Source organism: Enterococcus sp. DIV1420a (assembly GCF_051712165.1).
Taxonomy (GTDB): domain Bacteria; phylum Bacillota; class Bacilli; order Lactobacillales; family Enterococcaceae; genus Enterococcus; species Enterococcus faecalis.
The window spans coordinates 775,469-799,773 of record NZ_JBIOOI010000002.1 but is presented as its reverse complement, the minus strand read 5'-3'; the positions used below and the strand labels follow the sequence as shown (position 1 = coordinate 799,773).

Sequence of the window (24,305 nt, the reverse complement as noted above, 5' to 3'; positions counted from 1 at the left end):
TCACCCCTTATGCTACAAACGAAAGACGAATTGTCGTCCCTTCTCCTTCTTTCCCTTCAATGGTTAAACCATAACTCTCCCCAAAAAAGCGTTGTAAACGTTCATGAACATTTCTTAACCCAATGGATTGTTCCGTTTCTATTTCTGTTTGATTTAAACGTTCGCGAATTTCCTCTAACCGATTGGCGGTAATTCCTTTTCCATTATCCACAACAGCCACAATAATTTTTTCGCCTTCTCGGTAGGCGTGGACCTTGATAGCATTGTCTTGTCGTTGATAGTCAATTCCATGCACAAAATAATTTTCGACAAGCGGCTGAATGATAAACTTAGGAATTTCAACATCAGCAATTGTTTCTTCTATTTCGAACTTATAGGCAAATTGGTCGGGATAACGCATTTGATACAAATACACATACTTTTCGCAAAATGAGATTTCCTCTGCCAAGGTCGTGGTTTTTTCTTGGTTAATATTATTCCTAAGTAGCGTTGAAAAAGCATAGACAACATCAGCTAGTTCTTCTTGTTGCCGACTCAAGGCATACATACGAATATATTCCAACGTATTATATAGAAAATGAGGATTAATTTGTGACTGTAATGCTCTCATGTGAGCATCGCGTTGCTTAATTTCTAAAGTATAAATATCGTGAATGTATTGATCTAAACTGTCTACCATAAAATTAATCGCGGAAGCAATATCATTCAATTCTTCCTGAACTTGATTCGTGTCAATTCGTTCTTTTAAATTGCCATCGCCAATGGCTCGTGTCGCTTCTAAAATTAATTGGACTTGTTGAGAATAGCGTTTAAATAGGCGGTTTAAGCCCACTAATAAAATAACAATCAAAAGTAACCCAATCCCTAAAATGGCTGCATAATTCATAAACAATTGTTGAAATAAGACTCGGCGGCTTGTTAATAAGAGAATGGTACTCCGGCCACGGCTTTCTATTTCCGTAATATCGTAGCGATTATGAAAAACCTGTTGAATGTCACTATCGGTGTGCATTCTTTTATCTAGTTGCCGCTCTTCTTCTTTGGTAAATTGTGCTTTTTCAGAAAAAATTTGATTCCCAGCACTATCATAGATAAACGCATTAATACCTGATTTTTTCAATAAGTCTGCTTGGTTGCCTAGCAACTCTTGACTTGAAAACACAGTGTACAATTCTCCCAGCGGTTGTCCTGTATAAGGATCGGAGATAATTCGCATTAGTTGAAAGCCATGTTTTTTAATTGATGACATATCCATTTTTTTCCCATTTGTAGCTGTGCGATTGGCGAACAAAACCTGATCAAATTCATCTAAGCGAATAATCACTTCTTCTAAGTCAGGAAAGGTGCTAAATAATGTACTTAAATTATTTCCAAAGTGGGTACTGACCCGATCTTCCGACCATTGACTGTAAGTATAGTCAAAATACTCAGGAGGAGAAAGTTCCATATATTTTCGCATGTTTTCAATTTTACTTGCAGAGCCAGCTAATTCATTAATCATATTTGTCGCTGCATTATTTTTATTCGTTACATAGCTGTCAATTTGGGAAACGGCATTATTTTTTTGTGAATCAATTGATAAGTTAATTGTATAAGTAACATAAACGCACAAAGCAGCCACCGTTAACAAAATAATACTTGTTAACAGTAGACTGTATTTTTGTACTAATCGATTTAATAAATATTTTTTTTTAAACAGTTTTTTGAAGATTCGCTTCATTTTGTTCCAACTTTCCATCAATAAACTGGCGATTTTTACGCGTGACATAGGCACACCACATCATAATTAAGGCAAACGAAGCAAATAGTAGCAGTCCTTTCATTTTCCAAGTTAAAGCAACGATACTAATTACACCGAATAAGACTTTAAAAAATACACCGAGGTTTAAAAAGATACTGATAAATGAAAGCTTCATTAAATCAATAGTTGAGATAAAATAGCTTCCTTCATATAGTAGCATATAAATGTAAAAAATAACGAGTATTAGGGAAACAAAAAATAAAATAAATGTAATAATTAACCACATTATTCCGGTAAATTGAACGGCTAAATAAATATTATAAAAAACAAATCCTAAAGTGAAGAGAAAAAGTAAAAAATAACAGTTACTTCTTTTAAAATGTGCTTTCCATGATTCAAATGCTCGTTTAACGGTGATTGCTTGATAATTCATGCCCTCTTCCAAAATGAAATCAGTCATCATTTGGAGTGCTGGACCAACACCAAAAATAATCCCTCCAGCTAAACTAAATAAAACAAACAGTAAATTTAGTTTGATTACTGTCCAGGAAAGGTAAAACAACCGTTGAATCCCTGTACTTTCCATCTTCCTCTTCCTTTCTATTATGTAAAAGGCTGAGCCAAAAGCGCTCAGCTAATGCCTCAGCCTCCTGTGATTATTTTTGAGATTGGATATATTCGTCTAATTGTGTTTGCATTTCTTTTTGAACTTTATCCCAGCCAGCTGTTTTTAGGTCATCCATTAATTTTGGAAGTGTTTCTTCTGGATCAACAGTTCCTGTATTTAAGCTTGCTGCGTAACGATTCATAACTGTAGCAACGTTAGTGATTTCAGTTTTCACTTTATCATTTACAAAAGTGAAACCAAGAATTGGTGAATCTTTTGCTTCTTCGATGCTCTTATCACGTTCTTTAACCATTTCTTCAGTGACAGATTCTTCTGGCCAAATGATTAAGTTGTTTCCTGTGTTCCAAGCACTCAAATGAGTTGTTGGTGTGTAATCTTTCAATAATTTCACGCGATCATCGCCAACTTTTTCATATTGTTTGCCTTCTTCACCATAAACAAGTCCGTTTAACAATTCTGGATTGCTGTTTAATAAGCCTAGCAATTCAACAGCTTTTTCTTTGTTTTTAGACGTATTTGCAACAACATAGTTAGCCATTTGCGCTTGTGATGTTGTTTTTAATGGTTCTGTTAGTGGGCGAGAAACAAGTGGTTTGCCAGCAGCTTGTGTTAAGATTGTATCACCATAATCCATAGGTCCTTGTGTTTCTTGACGCATGAACCAAGTATTGGTATTTAAGTCATATGGTGTTGTACTTGTAGCAGCATCTGTTGGAATCAAGCCATCTTTATACCATTGATGTAAGACTTTTAAGTTATTAATCATGTCTTTGTCGGCATATTGGTTAATAATTTTTGGTGAGCCAGTATCAGTTGTTTTTACTGCAAATGGATATTGGTTACCAATAGGGAAGTCATAATTACCTGTTGCAAAGAATGTTTGGCCGATAGCAAAAGCGGCAATATTTGGTTCTTTTTTATGGAATTCTTTTAGAACTTCGGTTGCACTTTCATAACTACCATCAACTTTACTAATATCTAAATTGTATTTATCGACATATTCTTTATTAAAAGTTAAAACTTGTTGACCGTAAGAGTTACCTAAAATTGGGAACGCATACAGTTTTCCATTGATCGTATTTCCTTTAATATAGTTATCTGGCAATTGATCATAGGCTTCTTTTGCATATTTAGGTGCTAAATCAGTTAAATCAGCATAGGCGCCTTTTTGTGCATTCATTGCATAATTTTGTGCTAATGAAATATCATAGCTTTCACCAGAAGCAACGATTGTTGACATTTTTTGGTCCCAATCGCCCCAACCAACAAATTCCATTTTTAATTTTGCCCCAATTTTTTTCTCGATAATTTTATTCGCATTATCGATTAATTGGTCATAATTATCTGGTTTGTCCCCAACACGATACATTAATAACGTTGGTGTACTATCATCACCTTTTGACGCTGCATCTTTTGAAGATTTACCGCACGCGCTTAGTCCTACAGCTAAAGCTGCTGCGCCAGCTACGGCTAATCCTTTTTGCCATTTTTTCATTCCTTATTTCCTCCTGTACAATTTTATTCTTTCACGCCGCCGATTGTTAAACCACCCACGAAATATTTTTGGAAGAATGGGTAAGTTAACGCAATTGGTAACGTAGATAAGACAACAATCGCCATTCGAGCCGATTCACTTGGTAGAACGCCTAACCCTTCTTGTGCTGCTGCACCCATATCCGTACTTCTTGATAAGAACTCTAAGTTGTTTTGAATTTTCATCAATAAATACTGTAACGGTACCAAGGTATCTTTTTGAATGTAAAGTAATGCATTGAACCAATCGTTCCAATAACCCAAAGCCGCAAACAAACTAATTGTGGCAATCCCTGGAACGGCTAGTGGTAACACAATGCTGACAAAAATGCGCATTTCACTTGCGCCATCAATACGTGCCGATTCAATAATACTGTCAGGCACGGTTTTCTTGAAAAACGTTCGCATCACTAAAATATTAAATGGTCCTAAAGCTAAAGGCAAAATTAACGCCCAAATTGTATCTTTCAATTGCAATAAGTTTGTCATTACTAAATAGTTCGCAACCATCCCTGGTGAAAATAACATTGTAATTAACGCAAACAATGTAAAGAATTTTTTAAATGGAAAGTTGGAACGAGAAATGACATAGGCATATAATGACGTCATTGTTGCATTGACAATCGTCCCTGTCACCGTAATGAAGACCGTTACCCCTAAGGCATGAATAATGCGTTGACTCATTGCCCCTTGGAAAATGTAACGATAGGCCTCCAATGAAAATTCTTTTGGCCAAAACCGGTAGCCGTTTGCTGCTAATGATCCTTCACTTGTCAATGAAATCATAATAACAAAGAAAAACGGAACCACACAGGAAATAGCAAAAATAGCAATGACAATATTGAAAATCAAATTCGCTGTCGGGTTGAAGGATCGAACGTTAACGCTAGTGACTTTTTTCTTTTTCATAATCCTTCCTCCTAAAATAGTGCTGAATCTGGTTCAATTCGACGAACAACTAAATTCGCAATTAATAACAAACATGCCCCAACGACAGATTGATATAACGCTGCAGCTGCCGTCATGCCTACATCACCAGTAGCCGTTAAGCCATTGTAAATATAGGTATCTAACACACTTGTCACGTTGTAAAGCGCACCTGAGTTTCTTGGTACGATGTAGAACAAACCAAAGTCTGCTCTGAAGATACCGCCGATGTTTAAAATTAATAAAACAGACATCATTGGTAAAATTTGTGGAATCGTAACATTTTTTATTTGTTGCCATTTGTTGGCACCATCTACCATCGCTGCTTCATAGTATGTCGGATCAATCCCCATCACAGAAGCATAGTAGATAATACTGTTGTAGCCTAGGCTCTTCCAAACATTTAGGAAGACAAAAATTACTGGCCACCAACGTGGATCTGCATACCAGTTAATCATTGTGCCGCCATTACCAGTAATCCATTGATTCAAAATCCCTTTATCTGGACTTAAAAAGGCATAAACAAAATAGTTAATAACCATCCAAGATAAGAAATATGGTAGCAATGACATCGTGTGATAAACTTTAACCAAGCGACGATTTCTTAATTCACTCATAATAATAGCAAAAGCAATCGCGAAGAATAAGTTAAAGGCTAAAAAGACGACATTGTACAAAATGGTGTTTCTAGTAATTAACCAAGCATCTTTTGACGCAAATAAAAATTTAAAGTTTTCAAAACCAACCCAAGGACTTTCTCTTAGACTAGCTAAGAAACCATCTGGTGAAATATGAAAATCTTTAAATGCGACCACATTAGCTAAGACTGGTATATAGAAGAAAAATATAAACCAGATAAATCCTGGTAACGCCATAAGGATTAAGGCCTTATAACGCCATACATTTTGAAAAAACCCGTTTTTCTTCTTCATTCGTTTCGCTCCTTTCATAAATATAATAGCGTTTTCATAATATCTTTTTAAGGAACAAATTATAGGATTTGAGAAACAAATTATAGATTTTGTGTCATTTTAAGGTAAAAATTTACAGAATTGACTGTTCTTTGTGAAAACGTTTATCTGATTTTTTTTTACAACTGTTTAAGAACCTTAAAAATAATTGGATAAGCCTCACTCATAAAGCGATTTTGCTAGTGTGTATTTGTTTTATAAAACCTGAGAACTTGATACTTTCACAAAGGTTATCCTCTAATTATTTTTGAGGAGGACTATTTTTGAATTTTATCCGTAAAAACACTAGAGCAATTCGTTTAATTGTAGTTTATTTTTTTGCAGTTTTAATGCAAGCTGGTTCTTTATTATTACTAGCTATTTCACTACTATTTTTCTATTTGCCTTTATGCACACACAATATGTTGGATTTCTTGTTATAAATCAAAAAGAGTTGACGACATAGGTCATTTTGACTTATGTCGTCAACTCTTAAATTTTCAGCTAATTAGTCGTTCTAAAACAATCGATTTTGTTTACTCCTCTTTTTCTTTGTTTCTCTTTATAACATAGAGAATTAATACAATTAAGATCAGTACTACACCCAGATACGCAAATATTTTTTGAACTTTTTCTCCTGTTTTTGGTAAATAGGATGATTTAGACGTTTCTTTCTTGTTTATGGCAATTTCATTTTTACTATTTTTTGTAGGTTTGTTCTGGTCTGTAACAACTTTTTTTGTTTCCTTTTTATTTTTCGCTGGTTCTTCAGGCGTAATGGGCACTTCTGGTTCTTCTGGTGGATTGATGCCATCACCTACTTTGGCTTTGTTGAGAATTATTTCGCCTGCCTTGGCTTCTTCATTAACGATCACTTTAAAACGAATACTCCGTTCTTTCATATCGGTGATACTTGGGTATTCCGCTGTGATTGTGCCGTTAGTTTCTTTCAAGCTGGTTGGCTGGGGTTCATCACCGACACTTGTTAGGCTATCTTTGACATACGTCAGTCCTTTTGGTAGTTGGTCTGTGATAACTACTTTGTTTAGGACACCATTTTCGATGGTGTTGCGGAAACTGATTGTGTATTCGATTGCTTCCCCTAGTTTGGGTTTGGCGTTATTAACGGTTTTTGTTGCGGTTAGTTTGCCTTCTTTCGCTTCTGGTACTACAGGCACCTCTGGTTCTTCTGGTGGATTGATGCCATCACCTACTTTGGCTCTGTTGAGAATTGTTTCGCCCGCTTTCGCTTCTTCATTAACGATCACTTTGAAGCGAATACTCCGCTCTTTTGAATCAGTGATACTTGGGTATTCCGCTGTGATTGTGCCGTTGATTTCTTTCAAGCTAGTTGGTTTTGGTTCATCACCGACACTTGTTAGGCTATCTTTGACATACGTCAGTCCTTTTGGTAGTTGGTCTGTGATAACTACTTTGTTTAGGACGCCGTTTTCGATGGTGTTGCGGAAACTGATTGTGTACTCGATTTCTTCCCCTAGTTTTGGTTTGGCGTTATTAACGGTTTTTGTTGCGGTTAGTTTGCCTTCTTTCGCTTCTGGTACTACAGGCACCTCTGGTTCTTCTGGTGGATTGATGCCATCACCTACTTTGGCTTTGTTGAGAATTGTTTCGCCCGCTTTCGCTTCTTCATTAACGATCACTTTGAAGCGAATACTCCGCTCTTTCGTATCGGTGATACTTGGGTATTCCGCTGTGATTGTGCCGTTGGCTTCTTTCAAGCTGGTTGGTTTTGGTTCATCACCGACACTTGTTAGGCTATCTTTGACATACGTCAGTCCTTTGGGTAGTTGGTCTGTGATAACTACTTTGTTTAGGACGCTGTTTTCGATGGTGTTGCGGAAGCTGATGGTGTATTCGATAGTTTCGCCTAGTTTTGGTTTGGCGTTATTAACGGTTTTTGTTGCGGTTAGTTTGCCTTCTTTCGCTTCTGGTACCACAGGCACCTCTGGTTCTTCGGGCGGATTAACTGTGTCATCTACTTTGGCTTTGTTGAGAATTGTTTCGCCCGCTTTCGCTTCTTCATTAACGATCACTTTGAAGCGAATACTCCGCTCTTTCGTATCGGTGATACTTGGGTATTCCGCTGTGATTGTGCCGTTGGCTTCTTTCAAGCTGGTTGGTTTTGGTTCATCACCGACACTTGTTAGGCTATCTTTGACATACGTCAGTCCTTTGGGTAGTTGGTCTGTGATAACTACTTTGTTTAGGACGCTGTTTTCGATGGTGTTGCGGAAGCTAATTGTGTACTCGATAGTTTCGCCTAGTTTTGGTTTAGCGTTATTAACGGTTTTTGTTGCGGTTAATTTGCCAGTTACTTGTTCGTCCGCAATTTTTGCTTCTACTATATTAGAAGTTTCGTTGACTTTTGCAGATGTTAAAATATCTACTGCCTCAACGGTTGCGCTATTAGGCACTAATTCATTTGCTTTTGCTCGTTCATTTATCTGCGCTTTAAATTCGTAAATTGTTTCAGCTGTATCAGCTTTGTAGCTACCTCCTTGTGTAGCAGTTGCACCATTGCCGACACGGACTATAATTTGTTTATTGGTTTCATCATATTCAGCTTGATCATCGCCTGAAGCATCCGTTTTTTCACCAGAATTTGGTCCACTAATAATTTTTAAAGAGCCTGGCAAATAATTTAAGCGACCATCTAGTGCATCCTTCGAGACTGAATTTATCGCTTCTGAATCAGCTTTTGTATTTTTTAGTGAGACACGATACGTGATTGTTTCACCAACTTTGTAAGTTTCTTTTGGTTCCACAATTTCTTTCTTAATTTCAAATTCAGGCGTTTCTGCGTTTACAGCAAAACCAATCGCATTCGTAGAATAATCGTCACCACTACTTGTTGTTCTAAAATTAATTTGGTTTTGTCCAGCATTTAAAACACCTTCGGGAATTGCCATACGATCGATATCAATATCTAAAAAATTAGGATGATCCGGCGCAAATTTTCCTGGATACTTATCTACCATATGTTCATCGTTATCTGTCACAGTTGCGTTCATAGCATTATTAACTGGATTGAGCGTGTTCGAAATATTTACCCAAGTTCCTGCGCTATTTTTAATTTGTGCGTTGTCTCCAGTCCAGTATTTATCTCCTTGAACAGTAAACCAGGTCACAATTGGATCAAGATTTCCTTGTTTTGCTGTTAAAAAGTTGCTCATAGTAAATTCATTATTGGTTCCAGCAGCATTACCACGTGCTCCATAGTAAATACTAAAAGCTCTTGACTTACTTGCCTGATCCTTTGTAACAACAAACAAACTCCAACCACTAAAGTTATAATATTGATATTGACCATTTAAACTACTTGTCATAGGAATATCTGCCAACGTATAACTCCCTGTTGCACTTTTATCCCCTTGTAAAATTGAAGTTACATCTGCATAATTAGAAAATCCAGTGTTATTGTACCCGAAACGTTGTCCTGGGTTTGTTGCATCTTGATCGATACGATGGTACCTTTGGGGCGAAACACGCTGTACGGTTCCATTTGGTGTTGTAAATTGAACTGGTGCACTAATTTCTTCATCAGAAAGATTTGTTCCATAAGCAGGGCCTTTATATCTAGATGCACTCCAAAATAAGCCCGCCCAAGCAATCTCTTTTGCACCATTTAAATCAATATAAGCCCGACTAGAGTTATACGTATTTGGATCATTGTCAACATCTGCAAATTCTAAAGGAAAATTGTTAATTGCATAACCACTACTTGCTCCTCGTGTGTTTAAAAATGTTTGCGCAGCCGCCGTATTTTCATTCGCAATTTTTAAGTTGGTATTTCCCGTTGAAAAAAGTTCTCCTTTATGAACGCTTTGATAAATCGGCGTATTAAACCCCCGACCAGGTGTTGGTGGCACTAACGGACCAGTAGGTTGCGCCTTTAATGGAGGTTGCTCAGGACTTTCGGTAGCCTGCGTTAGTGCTGTCTCTTGAATACTTTCTGTCGCCTTTCCTGCTTCAGGCTTTGTTTCGTTACTAGTAGTTGCGGTCATTTCATTTGTAGAAGAGGCTGTTTCGTTTGCCTGTTTTTCTACTTTTGTTTCTGAAGTTTCCTGTTTTTCCTTCGAAACCGACTCTTTATCTGCTAGCATACCTTTACTAGGTAAATCAATTACTAGTGTTCCTTTTTCATTATCTTCTATTAGTACGCTGACCAATAACTTGCTCGACGCTTTTGTAGTTATTTGCCCATTTATGGTAATCTTTCTTGTCGAATTTGGTTGAAGGTTAAGCAGTTTAATGTCGGTTGTTTGATCTTTCTCATTTGTTTCAACCTTTGTTTGTTCTTCTAAAGACGTAGGTCCTCGCTCTTCACTTAAAGTATCTAAAACAAATTTGATTGGACTATCATTGGTATTTTTTTGTTTTAAGATGAGATCTTTGATTGGTACATCTCGCGTATTTGTTACTTCGTAAGTGACCGTTTTAATATCTTCTTGAGACGATGTATCTTCTATTTTCCCTATTACTTTGAGCCCGTCTTTTTCAACAGTATTCTCAGCATCACTTGTTACTTCTTGAGCAAACGCGTTCATCATTGGTAACAAATTTAAAATAAACAGCATGGTAATCATAAGGTAACTCACAAAATTTTTAACTGCTCTATTCATTTACATTCTCCTTCGTTCTTTTCATTTACTTAAACAAATCATCTTCAAACAACTTTTACAATTACTAATTGTTTCTCAATATCCACCTCCATAAAATACTTTTCAACCTTCAATTCTTTCTTTATTTAGCTACAACAACTTTTTTTAACGTACGATTTTCCGTTTCTCCTTATAATCAAAAAGTAACACATTATATTAGCTAAAAAAAGAAAAAAAACCGATATTTCAACAAAAAATAGCGAATTAAATAACACGTTTTATATGAAGCAAATTTATTGACTTTCCCTAAAAAAATACAAATATAGGTAAGTTCTAGCTTTAAGAGTAATTTTTTTATTGTTTTCCCTTTAATAACATTCGTTCTAAATTGTTTTAAAAACTAAAACTTTTTTCATGTAATTTTCATTACATTTACCAAAAAAAGAAACTAGCTTAGCTACATTTGCTATTGCTAGTTCCTTTTTTAATTATTTTACTTTTCCCCTAAAATTTCAATCCAACCATAATAATATTCAATATATTGATTTTCCTCTTCTAGTTGTGTCAAGATATGCTCTCCGACAACGATGCCTGTTTCAAATCCTTGTTTTGCTAAACGCTTTTTTACTTCTTCGATATTATTCAAACGGGTATCTTGTGTATTGACTTTTAAAATAAAGCCTTTGTATTGGCTACTTGATTCTTTGAGCCAAATCACTTTATCTAAACTTTTTTTATTCACATGATTTGCCAAACAAATCCCATACGTCAGTTCATTGGATTCACTTAAATCCCCGTAAATACCTAAAGTTGAAATGTGTTCCATGTAAACTTTCATCTCTTCTGGATCCTCAATATCAACAACAACAATTTTATCAAAAGGAATTGGTTCATCTGAAAAAACCAATGTTTCTAAATCAATTAACGCATGTAAATGTAATTTTCTTTTCTTGATTTCTTTGTATTTATGCTGAAGCCTTTTTATTTCTTGCCCCAGTTGTTCTTCTGTTGCTTCCATGGTGGCATAGAGATCGGTAGGTGTCTTTTTATATAAATTCAACATATCTTTGATAGGAATCCCCATTTTTCGATAAAAATCAATATCATATATTTTGAACAAATCTTCTAAATCAAAGGTTCGGTATCCGTTTTCTTCATTGCGTGTGGTACTAATCAACCCTTGCTCGTCCCAATAACGAATCGTGGACTTAGGGATATTTAACAACTCAGAAACATCTTTTATTGTGTAATTTTTTTCCATACTGTTCCCTCCATCAAAAAGTTTAGCATTTCTACTGTTGACATTCAAGTTACTTGAACGTGTACAATGACTCTTTGTAACAGCTAAAACGGTATTGTTTAAGGAGGAAATTTCATGAAATTAATGAAAGAGTTTATTAAAGAAAATAAATGGATTGTTCTTGCGACAACTTTAACCATCTGTTTGCAAATCGCAGGAACCCTTGGCGTCCCTAAATTAGTTGGCAAGTTGATTGATGTGGGCATCGTTAGCGGTGACCAACAAGTAATTAAAACGATTGGCATACAAATGTTTCTTGTGGCATTCATTGGAACAATTGCCGCAATTATTTCTAGCTATTTGTCTGCTTTAGTAGCTGCTAAATTTGGTTTTCAAGTTAGAGGATTGTTCTTTAAAAAATTTCAACAATTCTCGATGAAAAATGTTGATAAATTTGGTTCAAATTCTTTGCTAACTAGAATGACCAACGATGTAGATAATGTTCAAACAATGATTGTGCTATTTTGCCAATTAATCTTTCCAGCGCCTATTATTAGTTTATTTGCCTTAGTGATGACATTTTCTTATTCAGTTTCACTCGCTTGGGTAACATTGGCTTCCATCGTATTTTACTTAGTCGTTGTTTATTTTTTAATGAAAAAAGGTACCCCTTTATCTTTAAAAATTCAACCAAAAATGGATCGAATTACTACGACTTTACGAGAGTTCTTTACTGGAATTAATATGATTCGTGCGTTCAATAATCAAGACTTTGAAGAGCAGCGAACCAATCAAACATTTAAAAATTATGCTGAACGCATGAGTAAAGTGAATCGAATCTTTGCTTGGATTACTCCCGTTGCCTTTTTATTAATGGGCGTTGTATATGCCTCTATTTTGTGGTTTGGCGGTAATTTAGTTGCAGTAGGCACCCTACAAATTGGCACCGTTACAGCTGTGATTGAATATACGCTTCTAACTTTGGCCTACTTAATGATCGCAGCTATGGTATTAGTTGTCATTCCACGGTCCATTGCTTCCTTGAATCGATTGCAGGAAGTTTTGTCAGAAAAAATTGAAATTAGTGATCCTCATACTGAAGCAACCATTGCTTATCATCCTGAGAAAGCCTTGATTCGCTTCGATCACGTCACGTTTCAATACACAGAAACAGCTGATCCTGTTTTAGAAAATGTTAGTTTTGTCATTCCTAAAGGAAAAACAACGGCGATTGTTGGAGCAACTGGCGCTGGTAAAAGTACTTTAGTTAAGTTACTTTTACGAATAAATGATGTCACAGCCGGCACGATTAGCTATTCTGGCACAGATATCCGCTCATTATCTCAGCAAACGATTCGCCAAGTCATCAGTTATGTGCCACAAAAAGCCTTTCTTTTCAGTGGGACAATCTTATCAAACTTATTAATGGGAAATGCCAAAGCAACTACAGAAGAAATAAGAACGGCACTTGAAATTTCACAATCTTCTGAATTTATCGATTCCTTACCACAAGGGATTGAAAGTTTCGTAGCACAAGGCGGGTCCAACTATTCTGGTGGTCAAAAACAAAGAATGTGTATTGCACGAGCCTTAATCAAACCGGCAGACGTTTATATTTTCGATGATAGCTTTTCCGCATTAGATTACAAAACTGATGCCGCTCTACGTGCCGCTTTACATGCACAAATGGCGGACAAAACTTTACTCATTGTTGCTCAACGGTTAAGTACAATCATGAACGCTGACAATATTATCGTCCTAGATGAAGGAAGGATTGTTGGTCAAGGTACCCACGCTGATTTACTTACCACTAATAGCTATTACCAAGACTTTGCTAAATCGCAAGGTATCTTACCCAAGTAATTAAAGAAAGGATGTGACTGCTTGAAAGAAAGTTTTCTTTTCAAGCCATACAATGAAAAAAACAATGAATCTTCAAAGCTTTAAACGTTTCTGGAAAATGATTAAACCTGAGCATCCAATCTTTTATGGTCTAATGATCTGCAGTTTAATTGGAAACTTATTAATTGTTGCCATGACCTATATTATGGCAATCGGGATTGATAACCTCTTAGAAGCGATCAAGCGTGTCGGTCTCAAAGGCATGACACTTCCTTTAGTTGAAGAAGCGCTCTTAGGTCCCGTCTTACTTTTAATTCTCTTTTCAATCATTAGTAGTATCACTTCTTTTATTCAAGAACGAGCAATGGCTTCTTTAAGCGAACGGGTTACTTTAAGAATTAGAAAAGAAGTGACAAAAAAGTTTAAAACTTTACCAATGGCCTTCTTTAACAATCACCAAGTGGGCGATATCATTAGTCGTTCAACAACTGGCTTAAACCAATTGTCACAAGTTCTTTTAACAGGCATCAACCAATTTTTCACTTCCGTCGTGACTATCCTTTTTGCAGGAATCATGTTGTTCTATATTGATGCAAAATTAACCATTTTAGTGTTGCTGCTAATTGGCGGCAGTACTTTCATGACGACAAAAATTGCGAATAAAAACAAGGTGTTTGCTGATCAAAGTCAAGCTGAATTAGGTCAATTAAATAATAAGATGGAAGAATATTTAGCAGGAAATTTGGTCACAAAAACCTTTAATCAACAGCAAAATGCTGAAAAAACAATTGATGCTGTTAATCAACAACATTATCGTGCCTTTAAAAAAGCACAGTTTCTAAATTTTGCGATTTATCCAGCTATTCGTTTTATTAATCAGTTGGCTTTTATTATTAGTGCTATCTTAGGCGCAATGCTCGTTTTATCTGGTGGTATTACGATTGGTTTCTTGCAAGCGTATTTGCAATATATCAACCAAATTTCTGAGCCGATTTCTACCGCTTCTTATGTCATTAACTCAATTCAAGCAGCGATGGCTTCCATTGATCGGATTTTTGTTATCTTAGATGAAGCTGATGAACAGCCAGAAGCAACTCATTTAGAAACTATTTCTTCTCCTAAAGGAGCCATTGAATTTAAAAATGTTCAATTTGGCTACACACCAGAAAAAATTTTAATGAAAAATGTTGATTTTTCTGTTCAACCGAAAAAAACAGTGGCCATTGTGGGACCCACCGGCGCTGGTAAAACAACATTAGTCAACTTATTAATGCGTTTCTATGAAATAAATCAAGGTGCCATTACTTTTGATGGGATTGATATTACGAAACTTTCTCGACAAAATCTAAGAAATTTATTTGGCATGGTTTTACAAAACACTTGGCTATTTGAAGGAACCGTAGCAGATAATATTGCCTATGGGAAAAAAGATGCTTCTCGTGAAGAAATAATTGAAGCAGCTAAAATTGCTCAATGTGATCATTTTATTCGGACCCTTCCTCAAGGATATGACACAATTATTTCTAGCGAAAATGGTGCATTATCACAAGGGCAACAACAGTTATTAACCATCGCCCGAATCATTTTAGCAAATCCGCCCGTTGTTATTCTCGATGAAGCAACTTCGAGTGTGGACACACGAACAGAAGCCCATATTCAAAAAGCGATGGAAACTGTCACAGAAAATCGAACAAGCTTCGTTATCGCTCATCGATTATCCACGATTGAAAATGCTGATTTAATTTTAGTGATGAAAAATGGCGATATTATTGAAAAAGGAACGCATCAGGAACTATTACAAGCTCCGACTCTTTACGCCAGCTTATATAATAGTCAATTTCAAACCACTTAAAAAGAACTGGAACAAGTCATTCTTCTTTTGACTTGTTCCAGTTCTTTTATTGCTTAGAAATATTGAATTCCCATCGCTTTTTTGACTTCTGTTAAGGTTTGTGCTGCCACTTTTTCAGCAGCAAGACTTCCTTTATGCAACATTTCCATAATCGCTTCTGGATTTTTAGCCAGCTCTTCACGACGTCGACGAATCGGTGCGAGTTCTTCTTCTAGGACATCAATTAAGTAACGTTTAATTTTCACATCTCCTAAACCGCCATGACGATAGTGCTCTTTTAATTCTTCAATATATTCTTTCTCTTTCCCAAAGACATCCAAGTAAGTAAAGACCATATTTCCTTCAACTTGTCCTGGGTCCTCTATACGAATATGATTTGGATCGGTATACATACTCATTACTTTTTTCTGTACCACTTCAGCTGGATCTGAAAGATAAATACCATTGCCTAAAGACTTACTCATTTTTCCGTTGCCATCAATTCCTGGCAAGCGTCCCATGCCTTTTGGTGGTAACACAGCTTCCGGTCTAACTAAAACTTCACCGTACGTCTGATTAAAACTATGCACAATTTCTTGCGCTTGTTCCAACATTGGTTTTTGGTCTTCCCCAACTGGGACTAAGTTCGCTTGAAAGGCAGTAATATCAGCAGCTTGTGAAACGGGATAAATAAAGAATCCTGTCGGAACACCTTCCCCAAATTTTTTTTGCTCAATTTCTGCTTTGACCGTTGGATTCCGACGAACACGTGACGTGGTCACTAAATTTAGATAGTACATTGTTAATTCAGCTAACTGTGGAATTTGCGATTGGATAAAAATTGTTGTTTTCGTAGGGTCTAAACCAACTGCTAAATAGTCCAAAGCAACTTCTAAAACATTGGCTGAAACTTTTTCGGGATTTTTTGCATTATCTGTCAATGCTTGTAAATCTGCAATCATGACAAATAATTGATTTGTAGGGTCTGCTTGCATTTCTACTCGTTTTTTTAAGGAACCTACGTAATGTCCTAGGTGCAATTTACCAGTTGGACGATCACCTGTTAAGATAGTATTCATTGTCTACACACCTTTATCGTTTACTTTCATTTATTATTTTACCTTGTTTTAAAAAGAATGAATAGTAGGCAATAGAATATTTATTGATTCTAGATAATCGAAGAGACTACAAAGATTGCAAGGTACAGCAATTCTTGTTCCAGTCTCTTCAAACAGTTCGTTTATTTTGTAACTTTAATTGAAAATTGTGCAGTCACTATCGGTAAAACTTTGCTTGTTACTTTGATTTGATAATTTCCTGCAGCAGTCGTTGCTTCTGTCCTAATCAGACCGTTTTCATCTACACTTACTGTATTGCCAGCATCTGGTGTAACCAACTCATACGTTACTTGCGAGCTCCAAGCATCCGTTTCTGTGTGCGGCGCTTGACCAATCACTTTAGATTGAATTTGATAATTTTCGCCTGATTTTATAGTGGCTGTTTCTGTAGCAAATTGAATTCTTTCAGGAATCGCATGAGTTTGCACGACTTGGAAGATTTTTCGTTCATCAGGATTCGCAATTCCTATTTTTTCTTCTACTGCAGCAGGGAACTGGTAAGTACCTGGCGGGCTACTTGGCGAATAATTACTAACATCGTCATCCCAAGAAATAACCTTCAATTTCGTTTCGCTACCATCATCTAATTTTGCAATTACTTCAGTTGGCAAATTCAGTTCGCCTCGCGAGGTGCCTGTTAGTCGATCCAGCGTAGGCAATTCCTTGAATCCAACAATATGTTTAGCGGTGACTTTTACATTGGCAATAATTGGCATTGAGACACCTGCTGCTCGTCCTACAACAGTGAATGTTCCTTCTTTTTGATAAGAAGATGCTGGAACTTCTGACCAATTGACAGTCACTTCTCGTTGTGAACCATCCGAATAAAAAATAGTTGTTTTTTCTGGTAGATTAGGGGCTTGACCCGCTTCTGTCGTGACCTCAATCGACTCATGTTTGACTTCGAAAACATTCGATAAAACAATTTTAGGAGCTAAACTATCCTCTGTTAGCTGTTGACCAGTTGGCAAGGTCAATTTGCCTGCTAAAAAGTCTTGATAGGCCTTTTGTGCGCCTTCTTTTGAAAAAGCATCAAACCCAGCATTATCAGAATCATAACCAGGCAAACGACTGTCTGTAATCGCTAATAAGAAACTTAACTTGGCTGGAATTTTCTCACCACTTTGAATTAGCTTCCGTAGATAGTTACTAATATCAATAGAGATTGTATTTTGATTATTCATAATTGAACTATTTGTAAAAGATTGTCGAGCAATAAATTCTTCATTTGGTACATTTAAATTATTTGGACCATTGTTCCAAGTAATGGTGTTACTCATCCAATTAGTATCTGTTCCATAAACATCTACTTGGAACTGCGTATTTTTCAAACGTTCATCATTTGTATTTCCAGCACCATTCCACGCATCATAACGCATCACATTTAATTCTAAATTGGCACTTTTTAGTGATTGATAGTTCTTCAATTCTTGTGTATCAATTTCAACGTAAATCCGGCGATTATACCCCGCAGAACTAGCATTTTTTAATTTTAATGCGTAATTGCCCGTATAGTTTACTCCATAAGGATATTTATAGGCGTCTCCTGAACTAATGGCAGCAGTACCGCCTGCTATAGCAGAGTATGCTCGGTTACCATCACTCTTTTGAACATAGGCAGTTTGGGCTGTTTTTAATTTAACGGTGTCTTTTCCTTCACCAAGTTCGCCCTCAAAAGAGACCTTGGCTGTTACTTTGACAGCATCTATCGGTAAGCCGATAACTGTTGCTGCAACTTCAATTGTACCTGCTGTATTAATTTTTTCTTGAGGGATTGCTTCCCATTGTAACTTAAATTCTTTTTGCCTGTCGCAACCACTTCTTCATTAACGACTTCTTCGTACGTTAGTTCAACTTGCTCTGGCAAATTAGGATACACACCTGTTGCCGAACTAATTTCTAACACTTGATTTTGATAACGAATACTTTTTTCAATTGTGGACGCTTGTTGCGCGCCAATATCTAAAACTTTATTTTTCAAGCTATTTCCAAAGAAGTCTTCGGCCGCACTGTTCACTTCCGACAAGCCTTTACCAATCGCTGGCGAGGTTTCTTTTAATTGGAACATTTGTGCTCGCTGACGTAAGCGTTCTTTAGAAGTAAATTCAACCACATTATCTTTTGTTGGTTTCATTGTCGTAAATTCTTGCTCTGCCAACTCTTTCACTTTTTCAGGGTTATCTGTGATTTCTAATTGTGGTTTTTCAAAAATGTTTCCACTTGATACTAATTTTGCAACAGTTGCACCACTTTTTTCTGTAGCAATTTCTTTTGGCCAAATAACATTATTTTTGAAATATTTTTCTGGATTATCGACCATTTTACGTTCAATTGGTTGTGTCCCATTTGTTGGATAATTAGATAAGAATTTTAATTGTCCGGTACCTTCTTTGTATAAAATATTATTGTAAAAATTGGCTACTGTACCACTGTTGTCAGAACTATTTCCTTCACCAAATAATGATGTTGAAATGCCGTCGCCAACATAAATCGTATTATTGTGGATAGTTGGCATTGCCGCTCCATCATTTTTTACCCAATAATGGAAAATGCTTTGTTCTTTATAATTGTAGCCACCAGCTCCGCCTGGATTGTCTTTACCTGTTCCTCGGTTACCACCGCCGTCATTAGCTGAGATATTGTAACGAATAACCGAATTTTTTTGATCAGACATAAGCAATAAAAAGCCGCCAGTATTATGATGTGAATAGTTATATTGATAAATAACATTGTTTGACTGCATGTCCACATCATAAGCTTCAGCATCGTTAAATCCATATTTGATTCCGTATACTTCGTTATATTGGAACAGTCCGTCATCTACAGACATTGCCCAAACGCCCGCGTAATTTTGTGTACCATAATCGGCATTGCACATTCGGACAGCAACATTTCCTTCGACGACACCGCCACTTTTGGCTTCTGACAAGACAATCCCGTCGCCAGCAATATCTTCTAAATAGTTATTACGAATCGTAACATTAGAGAACGTTTTGTAGAAAGTGTTGCCTCTTGAGGTATCTGAGTCAGCTTTTGTTCGAATTCCTTCAAGTCCCACTCGTTGAATCACATTATTTTCAATCAAAATATCATTAAATCCAGTCGTTGTTCGATGATCATTGGCTGCCGTTACTACATTGCCATTCTCATCAAACCAACTTCCTAAAACAATAATTCCACCTACCGCTTTTAATCGTTTGGTTGCAGTATTCCCACTTAGATTCAAATAATATTCTGTTTGAACATCATGAACATAGTTATTCCTTATCGTGACACTATTGAACGTTCGATTTTGTTCATATCCTAGGACTAATATCCCCGCTCTTTGAGCATCTCCTGGTTTCTTATAGCCTTCGAGATTATCTAGCTCTGGTGTATTTGTCACTTCTAAGTTTGAAATATCCCAATATTCTTGGTTCACTAACTGCACGGCCCCTGAGATTGCACGTTTGAAAGTCCCTGTGCTGTAGGTGCCACCACCGTTAATAATCGGACGCCGTGTTGTTTCAAAAATGGTTCCTCCTTTGTCATTCGTATCATAAAAATCAATGACAATCTTTTGTGCCGCTGTCCCATTCCCTTTTGGATGCAACAATTGGTTATTCCAGGTACTTTGCGCATTCAGCAGAAGATGGTCGCCTGGCTGAAACTCCGTCTGATTCACTTTTTCAAAATCACGCCAAGCACTGGCTGGAGACTGCCCATCATTGGCATTATTTCCTCCTTCCCCATCCACATAGTAGGTCGTCCCATTTTGAGCGACACCTACTGAACGAAAAAGTAACGGTTGATCACTCACTGTTTCCCTATAAGCAGGAAGACTAAATAATTGAAGCTGGGAAAAAACAAGCAAAATAGAAAGGAAAATGGTTACACTTTTAAAATACGCTTTTTTTCTCATTTTCTGCTCCTTAACTGTTTTTATTAATGACTTTAGTCAGTCGAAATCTCTAAAGAGATTTCGACAAAAAAACCACGCGTACTGCGCGTGGAGGTCAGAGCTTTAGCGATAAAAACTCCTTTCGATATAATAGATAAAGGCTACCAACCGTTATCAAATCGAAAGGAGTTTTTGAATGTCGAACGACGATAAAAGTTTAGCACATACTCGTTGGAATTGTAAGTATCATCTTGTGTTTACACCAAAATATAGAAGAAAAGTAATCTATGGTCAATTGAGGCGAGATATAGGGAAAATACTAAGAAAATTGTGTGAGATGAAAGAAGTCGAAATCATTGAAGCGCATGCAATGCCCGACCATATCCATATGTTGGTAAGAATTCCACCGAAGTTGAGTGTATCAGGTTTTATGGGTTTCTTAAAAGGAAGAAGTGCAGTAATCATTCATGAACGTCATGCGAATTTAAAATACAATTATGGAAATCTATCCTTTTGGTCAAAAGGCTATTATGTGAGCACTGTAGGACTGAACCAAAAAACGATAGCAAAGTATATACGAGAACAAGAAGCAGAAGATCGAGTAAGGGATAGTATAAACAAAAGAGAGTATAAAGATCCATTTAGGAAGTAATAGCTAGATAAGAATAGAAAGGTAGCGGTTGGCGGTCTCTAAAAAAAGCTCCCTTAAAGGGAGCAGCAGGTAGCGAGCCCTTCTAGGGCTATTAAAAAGCCACCCGCTATGCGGGTGGATATTTACTTTGATAATTTTGAAAAAACTTTTCTCTGTCTTTCTCCAACAAGTCCACTTTAGTTGCTTGTTGATACGTAGCTAATTTCTCTTTGTAGCACGTGTTGATATAGGCATTTTTGCCAAATTGTGGTGCTTCTTCAAACTGTAAAAGTTGCCCTCCTTCCTTATTAAAAATATAAAAGTATTGGTTTTCGTGGTATCCTTTCACCACGGTACCAACAGCTTTTTCACTAAGAATTTCCCCAACAGACAACGAATAAATATCCTCTTTTTGGATTTCTGCACTCTTCAATTGATACGATTCAATAACAAGATTAGGTAATTTATTTTGCCACTCCAATAACGTTTCCTCATAAGATAGATTCGGAGAGATTGCTTCGGCTATTTTTTCTAATTCTGCTTGCTTACCTGAAAAAGTTGGAATTTCAATTGCTTCAACAAAGTAATCGGTCTTTTTATATTTATCATCCAATTGCTCAAAGGCCTGCCGCAATTCTTTTTGCGTTGGCTTTTCTTTCTCCATTAATTTTTCTTTTATTTGGTCCTGTAATTGTTGATCTTTTGCATCTAAAAATTGCCAGAGCGTTAAACTGCTCTTTTGGTCTTGCCATTCTTTTTTTTCTTGCCCAAATGTTTGTGAGTGGGCTATTTCTAACTCCGTTGCCAGCTGTTTAATCATTTTATGTTGTACTAAATCCTCCGTTGCAACCTTCAGTAGTTCCTGAGTGGGTGATTTTCCGTTATACGTTTTGCGCCAGAAATTTTTTCCAAACGAAGTTAAATTATTCTGATCAGAGAATTGCTTCGCTACACGATTCATATTTTTATCGCCATAAACAATTAATTCTTCGACTTGGATTGCTTCGTTATTAATCATACTTTGCTGACTGGTAGTAAAAATAACGAGCACAAAAATAGCACCTATCAAAAAGCTACTTAAAATAATTATTTTTTTCTTCATTCGTTCGCTCCCTCCACTTTAATAAACAAGGCAAGAACAAAATAAGCAATCCCACCTTCATTCATTTTCCTGAAAATCGAGATTACTTATTATGTAAAAATTATTTATTCTTTTTTTGCTTTTCATGCAATTTCCCAGTATTTGAATAAATAATCCCTAGGAAAAGGACAGGGGTTACAACAAACCCAAACTGTGGCTTCAAAAACATCATTGCAAACATTGAGAATAGTAAAAAAACATTTAGACAGCTGACATACCATTTCCGCAGTCCATAGTAAATTGAAATCCGAAACACATCTTTAAAAGAAGCTTGCGGGTTTCGTACTTGAAAATACCAAGCATTCAGCATAATAGCTAACCCAAAAATTAGCAGAAGGACCATCAATGGAATAAACCATTTACCAATCGTTGTTTTGGCAAAAAAGAATATATCTGTCACACTGATGATGCTACTTCCTAAGCCTAGCAAGCTGATAAGAAAACCTCTTAACCCAAACTGACGAAACTTTTGGAAAAAAGTTTTAAATGGATCCAGCTCCTTTTCTTCTTTAAAAGTATCGATTAAGCCTAAAAGTGCAATCATCCCTGCCCCCATCGGCAGCAACGTTACTACAAAAAGTGGGAGGTTTCGTGGATCAATGTCTAAGCTAATCACCGCTATGAAAAAAGGAATGTTCACTAAGAGAAGCCCTAGATTACCGATAAATAAAATGTAAAGCCAGCGAAAAATTTTCATATAGATATTATTATCAAAGGTTTGCTTAGTAAACATTCAAACTTCCTCCTAATTCTTCATTCCAGATGTAGCAATACCTTCAACAAAGTATTTTTGCATTGCTAAAAAGACAATCCCTACTGGTAAAATAGAAACCACTGATGCGGCCATGATTAAGGCATATTCAGCATCAAATAAACCGACGAACATTTTCAAACCTAAATGAATCGTTTTATTCTCAGTAGAAGATAAATAAATGAAAGGTCCCATATAGTCATTCCATGTATTCACAAAAGTAATAATCGTGAGACTGGCTAAAGCTGGTTTGGTTAATGGTAAAATAATTTTCCAATAAATTCCCCACTCACTTAACCCATCAATCCGCGCGCTTTCACATAGTGAATCTGGAATACTGCTGTAATATTGTTTCAGTAAAAAGACTCCAAATGCATTAAATGCTTGTAATAAAACAAGTGACCATAACGTGTCAGTCAAACCTAATTGACGCATCATAATAAATTGTGGAATCATATACGATTGCCAAGGAATAGCAATTGTTGCGATGTACGTAATAAAAAGTGTATCTCTTCCTCATATTTTGGAATGGTATAGTACGCACTATAATAAGAACTTATATCATTTTGTTCCTCACTTATTTGACACGGAACAGATAACATCAAACCACAAGATTCGCACTCAACAGATAAGCCTTGTAACAATCTTCCATTTTTTACCATTTTATCTGAACCACAACACACACATTTCTCTAAACATTTTTCTAACATTCTTTTTTCTCCCTTTCTATTTCTTTGCAAATATTCTCCTTTTGGATCACAAACAATACATTCACCAACTTTTGTAAAAAACATACTTCCTCTTATTCTCCTTCGCCAAGCTGTTCTTTCAATTCAATTAAACTGAAATAAAACTTTTCTGCTTCCTCTTTACTATTAAAATTTCGATACAGTTGACTACAATAATTTTTTAGATCATCAATACAAATACTTACAGAATAGCCACCTTTACTGTATACCATACAAATTTCAGTATCTTGTCCTATAAAATATTTATGAATTACTTTCATTTTCTTCCTCTCCTTTTTCTAAATAATTTTTTTGAAAAAATTATATTTCCTTACTCATATTAGTTTTATTTTTCAAAAAAGTGCGAGGTGGAATCGAACCACCAAAAAACATTACGCACTAAAAAAAGAGCCTATTTAAAGACTCTTTCACAAAAAAAACCGAAAAAAATTCAATAAAAATTCATTGTCCTATATTTTCTTTAATATGATAATTATTTTAAGGAAAGAAAAAATAAAGAAAGGAGGAGTTTCAATGAAACAACCAATAAAACAGGAAAACAAATTAACATTGGAGGTTTTTCGATGCTAAATAAATCACTAACTAAACTAATGTTTGCCATCGGAGCAATCATTATTGGTTTAGTTGTAATTGGGCAACTATTAAATAGTGTTCATCCATTAACACTAACAGTAGCCCTAGCAGCTATTATATATTACAATAGCTAATTCAAAAAAGCTAT

General features: G+C 36.1%; 15 protein-coding genes and 2 pseudogenes. 3 read left to right on the top strand and 14 right to left on the bottom strand.

The features are described from left to right. Positions 1–7 precede the first annotated feature (7 nt). From IGI80_RS15220 to IGI80_RS15190, 7 genes are all read right to left on the bottom strand, one after another. Positions 8–1,738 (bottom strand): sensor histidine kinase, encoded by a 1,731-nt coding sequence (locus IGI80_RS15220; RefSeq protein ID WP_438724265.1) that lies wholly within the window; start codon positions 1,736–1,738, stop codon positions 8–10. Then, positions 1,692–2,327, bottom strand: coding sequence for a YesL family protein (locus IGI80_RS15215; protein ID WP_002362905.1), 636 nt, complete (start codon positions 2,325–2,327; stop codon positions 1,692–1,694). Before IGI80_RS15215 ends, IGI80_RS15220 begins: the two co-directional genes overlap by 47 nt. A gap of 70 nt (positions 2,328–2,397) precedes the next feature. After that, positions 2,398–3,864 (bottom strand): ABC transporter substrate-binding protein, encoded by a 1,467-nt coding sequence (locus IGI80_RS15210; protein ID WP_438724122.1) that lies wholly within the window; start codon positions 3,862–3,864, stop codon positions 2,398–2,400. Positions 3,865–3,887: 23 nt separating this feature from the next. Continuing rightward, positions 3,888–4,811 (bottom strand): carbohydrate ABC transporter permease, encoded by a 924-nt coding sequence (locus tag IGI80_RS15205; RefSeq protein WP_002359877.1) that lies wholly within the window; start codon positions 4,809–4,811, stop codon positions 3,888–3,890. A gap of 11 nt (positions 4,812–4,822) precedes the next feature. Then, entirely contained in the window at positions 4,823–5,779 is a 957-nt protein-coding gene (locus IGI80_RS15200; RefSeq protein WP_002356852.1) for an ABC transporter permease, read from the bottom strand. 536 nt (positions 5,780–6,315) lie between these two features. Then, positions 6,316–10,422 (bottom strand): isopeptide-forming domain-containing fimbrial protein, encoded by a 4,107-nt coding sequence (locus IGI80_RS15195; RefSeq protein WP_438724121.1) that lies wholly within the window; start codon positions 10,420–10,422, stop codon positions 6,316–6,318. 472 nt (positions 10,423–10,894) lie between these two features. After that, positions 10,895–11,710 carry a MerR family transcriptional regulator gene (locus tag IGI80_RS15190; RefSeq protein WP_002383586.1) on the bottom strand — a complete coding sequence of 272 codons (816 nt, stop codon included), beginning with the start codon at positions 11,708–11,710 and terminating at the stop codon, positions 10,895–10,897. A 66-nt stretch (positions 11,711–11,776) separates the two neighbouring features. Between IGI80_RS15190 and IGI80_RS15185 the strand changes: the two genes are divergently transcribed. Both IGI80_RS15185 and IGI80_RS15180 read left to right on the top strand, forming a co-directional pair. After that, positions 11,777–13,504: an ABC transporter ATP-binding protein gene (locus tag IGI80_RS15185; RefSeq protein WP_438724120.1), complete on the top strand. Its 1,728-nt coding sequence runs from the start codon at positions 11,777–11,779 to the stop codon at positions 13,502–13,504. 52 nt (positions 13,505–13,556) lie between these two features. Then, on the top strand, positions 13,557–15,335 hold the full coding sequence (locus IGI80_RS15180; protein ID WP_438724119.1) for an ABC transporter ATP-binding protein: 1,779 nt from the start codon (positions 13,557–13,559) through the stop codon (positions 15,333–15,335). Between the two features lie 53 nt (positions 15,336–15,388). Here IGI80_RS15180 and trpS read toward each other — a convergent pair whose 3' ends face one another. Together trpS and IGI80_RS15170 are read right to left on the bottom strand one after the other, a co-directional pair. Further along, positions 15,389–16,393, bottom strand: coding sequence for a tryptophan--tRNA ligase (gene trpS / locus IGI80_RS15175; RefSeq protein ID WP_002356846.1), 1,005 nt, complete (start codon positions 16,391–16,393; stop codon positions 15,389–15,391). Between the two features lie 161 nt (positions 16,394–16,554). Continuing rightward, a pseudogene (locus tag IGI80_RS15170) lies at positions 16,555–20,333 on the bottom strand (Ig-like domain-containing protein). 175 nt (positions 20,334–20,508) lie between these two features. Here IGI80_RS15170 and tnpA point away from each other — a divergent pair. After that, positions 20,509–20,964: an IS200/IS605 family transposase gene (tnpA, locus tag IGI80_RS15165; protein ID WP_438722451.1), complete on the top strand. Its 456-nt coding sequence runs from the start codon at positions 20,509–20,511 to the stop codon at positions 20,962–20,964. Positions 20,965–21,070: 106 nt separating this feature from the next. On the opposite strand, the gene IGI80_RS15160 is transcribed toward tnpA, so the two are convergent. From IGI80_RS15160 to IGI80_RS15140, 5 genes and pseudogenes are all read right to left on the bottom strand, one after another. Next, positions 21,071–22,045 carry a hypothetical protein gene (locus tag IGI80_RS15160; protein ID WP_438724118.1) on the bottom strand — a complete coding sequence of 325 codons (975 nt, stop codon included), beginning with the start codon at positions 22,043–22,045 and terminating at the stop codon, positions 21,071–21,073. Positions 22,046–22,145: 100 nt separating this feature from the next. Next, a complete protein-coding gene (locus tag IGI80_RS15155; protein ID WP_438724117.1) occupies positions 22,146–22,817 on the bottom strand; it encodes a DUF624 domain-containing protein in 672 nt (223 codons plus the stop codon). Between the two features lie 12 nt (positions 22,818–22,829). Beyond that, a pseudogene (locus IGI80_RS15150) lies at positions 22,830–23,351 on the bottom strand (carbohydrate ABC transporter permease); the annotation flags it as partial. Beyond that, positions 23,288–23,629 carry a hypothetical protein gene (locus IGI80_RS15145; RefSeq protein ID WP_438724116.1) on the bottom strand — a complete coding sequence of 114 codons (342 nt, stop codon included), beginning with the start codon at positions 23,627–23,629 and terminating at the stop codon, positions 23,288–23,290. The pseudogene IGI80_RS15150 and the gene IGI80_RS15145, both read right to left, overlap by 64 nt. 8 nt (positions 23,630–23,637) lie before the next feature. Further along, positions 23,638–23,844: a hypothetical protein gene (locus IGI80_RS15140; protein ID WP_438724115.1), complete on the bottom strand. Its 207-nt coding sequence runs from the start codon at positions 23,842–23,844 to the stop codon at positions 23,638–23,640. Positions 23,845–24,305 lie beyond the last annotated feature (461 nt).

What these genes read in the sequence shown, in the direction of transcription:
- IGI80_RS15155 (WP_438724117.1), bottom strand. Translation starts at nt 22,817, where the DNA reads ATGTTTACTAAGCAAACCTTTGATAATAATATCTATATGAAAATTTTT.
- IGI80_RS15180 (WP_438724119.1), top strand. Translation starts at nt 13,557, where the DNA reads ATGAAAAAAACAATGAATCTTCAAAGCTTTAAACGTTTCTGGAAAATG.
- IGI80_RS15200 (WP_002356852.1), bottom strand. Translation starts at nt 5,779, where the DNA reads ATGAAAGGAGCGAAACGAATGAAGAAGAAAAACGGGTTTTTTCAAAAT.
- IGI80_RS15195 (WP_438724121.1), bottom strand. Translation starts at nt 10,422, where the DNA reads ATGAATAGAGCAGTTAAAAATTTTGTGAGTTACCTTATGATTACCATG.
- IGI80_RS15185 (WP_438724120.1), top strand. Translation starts at nt 11,777, where the DNA reads ATGAAATTAATGAAAGAGTTTATTAAAGAAAATAAATGGATTGTTCTT.
- IGI80_RS15210 (WP_438724122.1), bottom strand. Translation starts at nt 3,864, where the DNA reads ATGAAAAAATGGCAAAAAGGATTAGCCGTAGCTGGCGCAGCAGCTTTA.
- tnpA (WP_438722451.1), top strand. Translation starts at nt 20,509, where the DNA reads ATGTCGAACGACGATAAAAGTTTAGCACATACTCGTTGGAATTGTAAG.
- IGI80_RS15160 (WP_438724118.1), bottom strand. Translation starts at nt 22,045, where the DNA reads ATGAAGAAAAAAATAATTATTTTAAGTAGCTTTTTGATAGGTGCTATT.
- trpS (WP_002356846.1), bottom strand. Translation starts at nt 16,393, where the DNA reads ATGAATACTATCTTAACAGGTGATCGTCCAACTGGTAAATTGCACCTA.
- IGI80_RS15205 (WP_002359877.1), bottom strand. Translation starts at nt 4,811, where the DNA reads ATGAAAAAGAAAAAAGTCACTAGCGTTAACGTTCGATCCTTCAACCCG.
- IGI80_RS15220 (WP_438724265.1), bottom strand. Translation starts at nt 1,738, where the DNA reads ATGGAAAGTTGGAACAAAATGAAGCGAATCTTCAAAAAACTGTTTAAA.
- IGI80_RS15145 (WP_438724116.1), bottom strand. Translation starts at nt 23,629, where the DNA reads ATGTTTTTTACAAAAGTTGGTGAATGTATTGTTTGTGATCCAAAAGGA.
- IGI80_RS15215 (WP_002362905.1), bottom strand. Translation starts at nt 2,327, where the DNA reads ATGGAAAGTACAGGGATTCAACGGTTGTTTTACCTTTCCTGGACAGTA.
- IGI80_RS15140 (WP_438724115.1), bottom strand. Translation starts at nt 23,844, where the DNA reads ATGAAAGTAATTCATAAATATTTTATAGGACAAGATACTGAAATTTGT.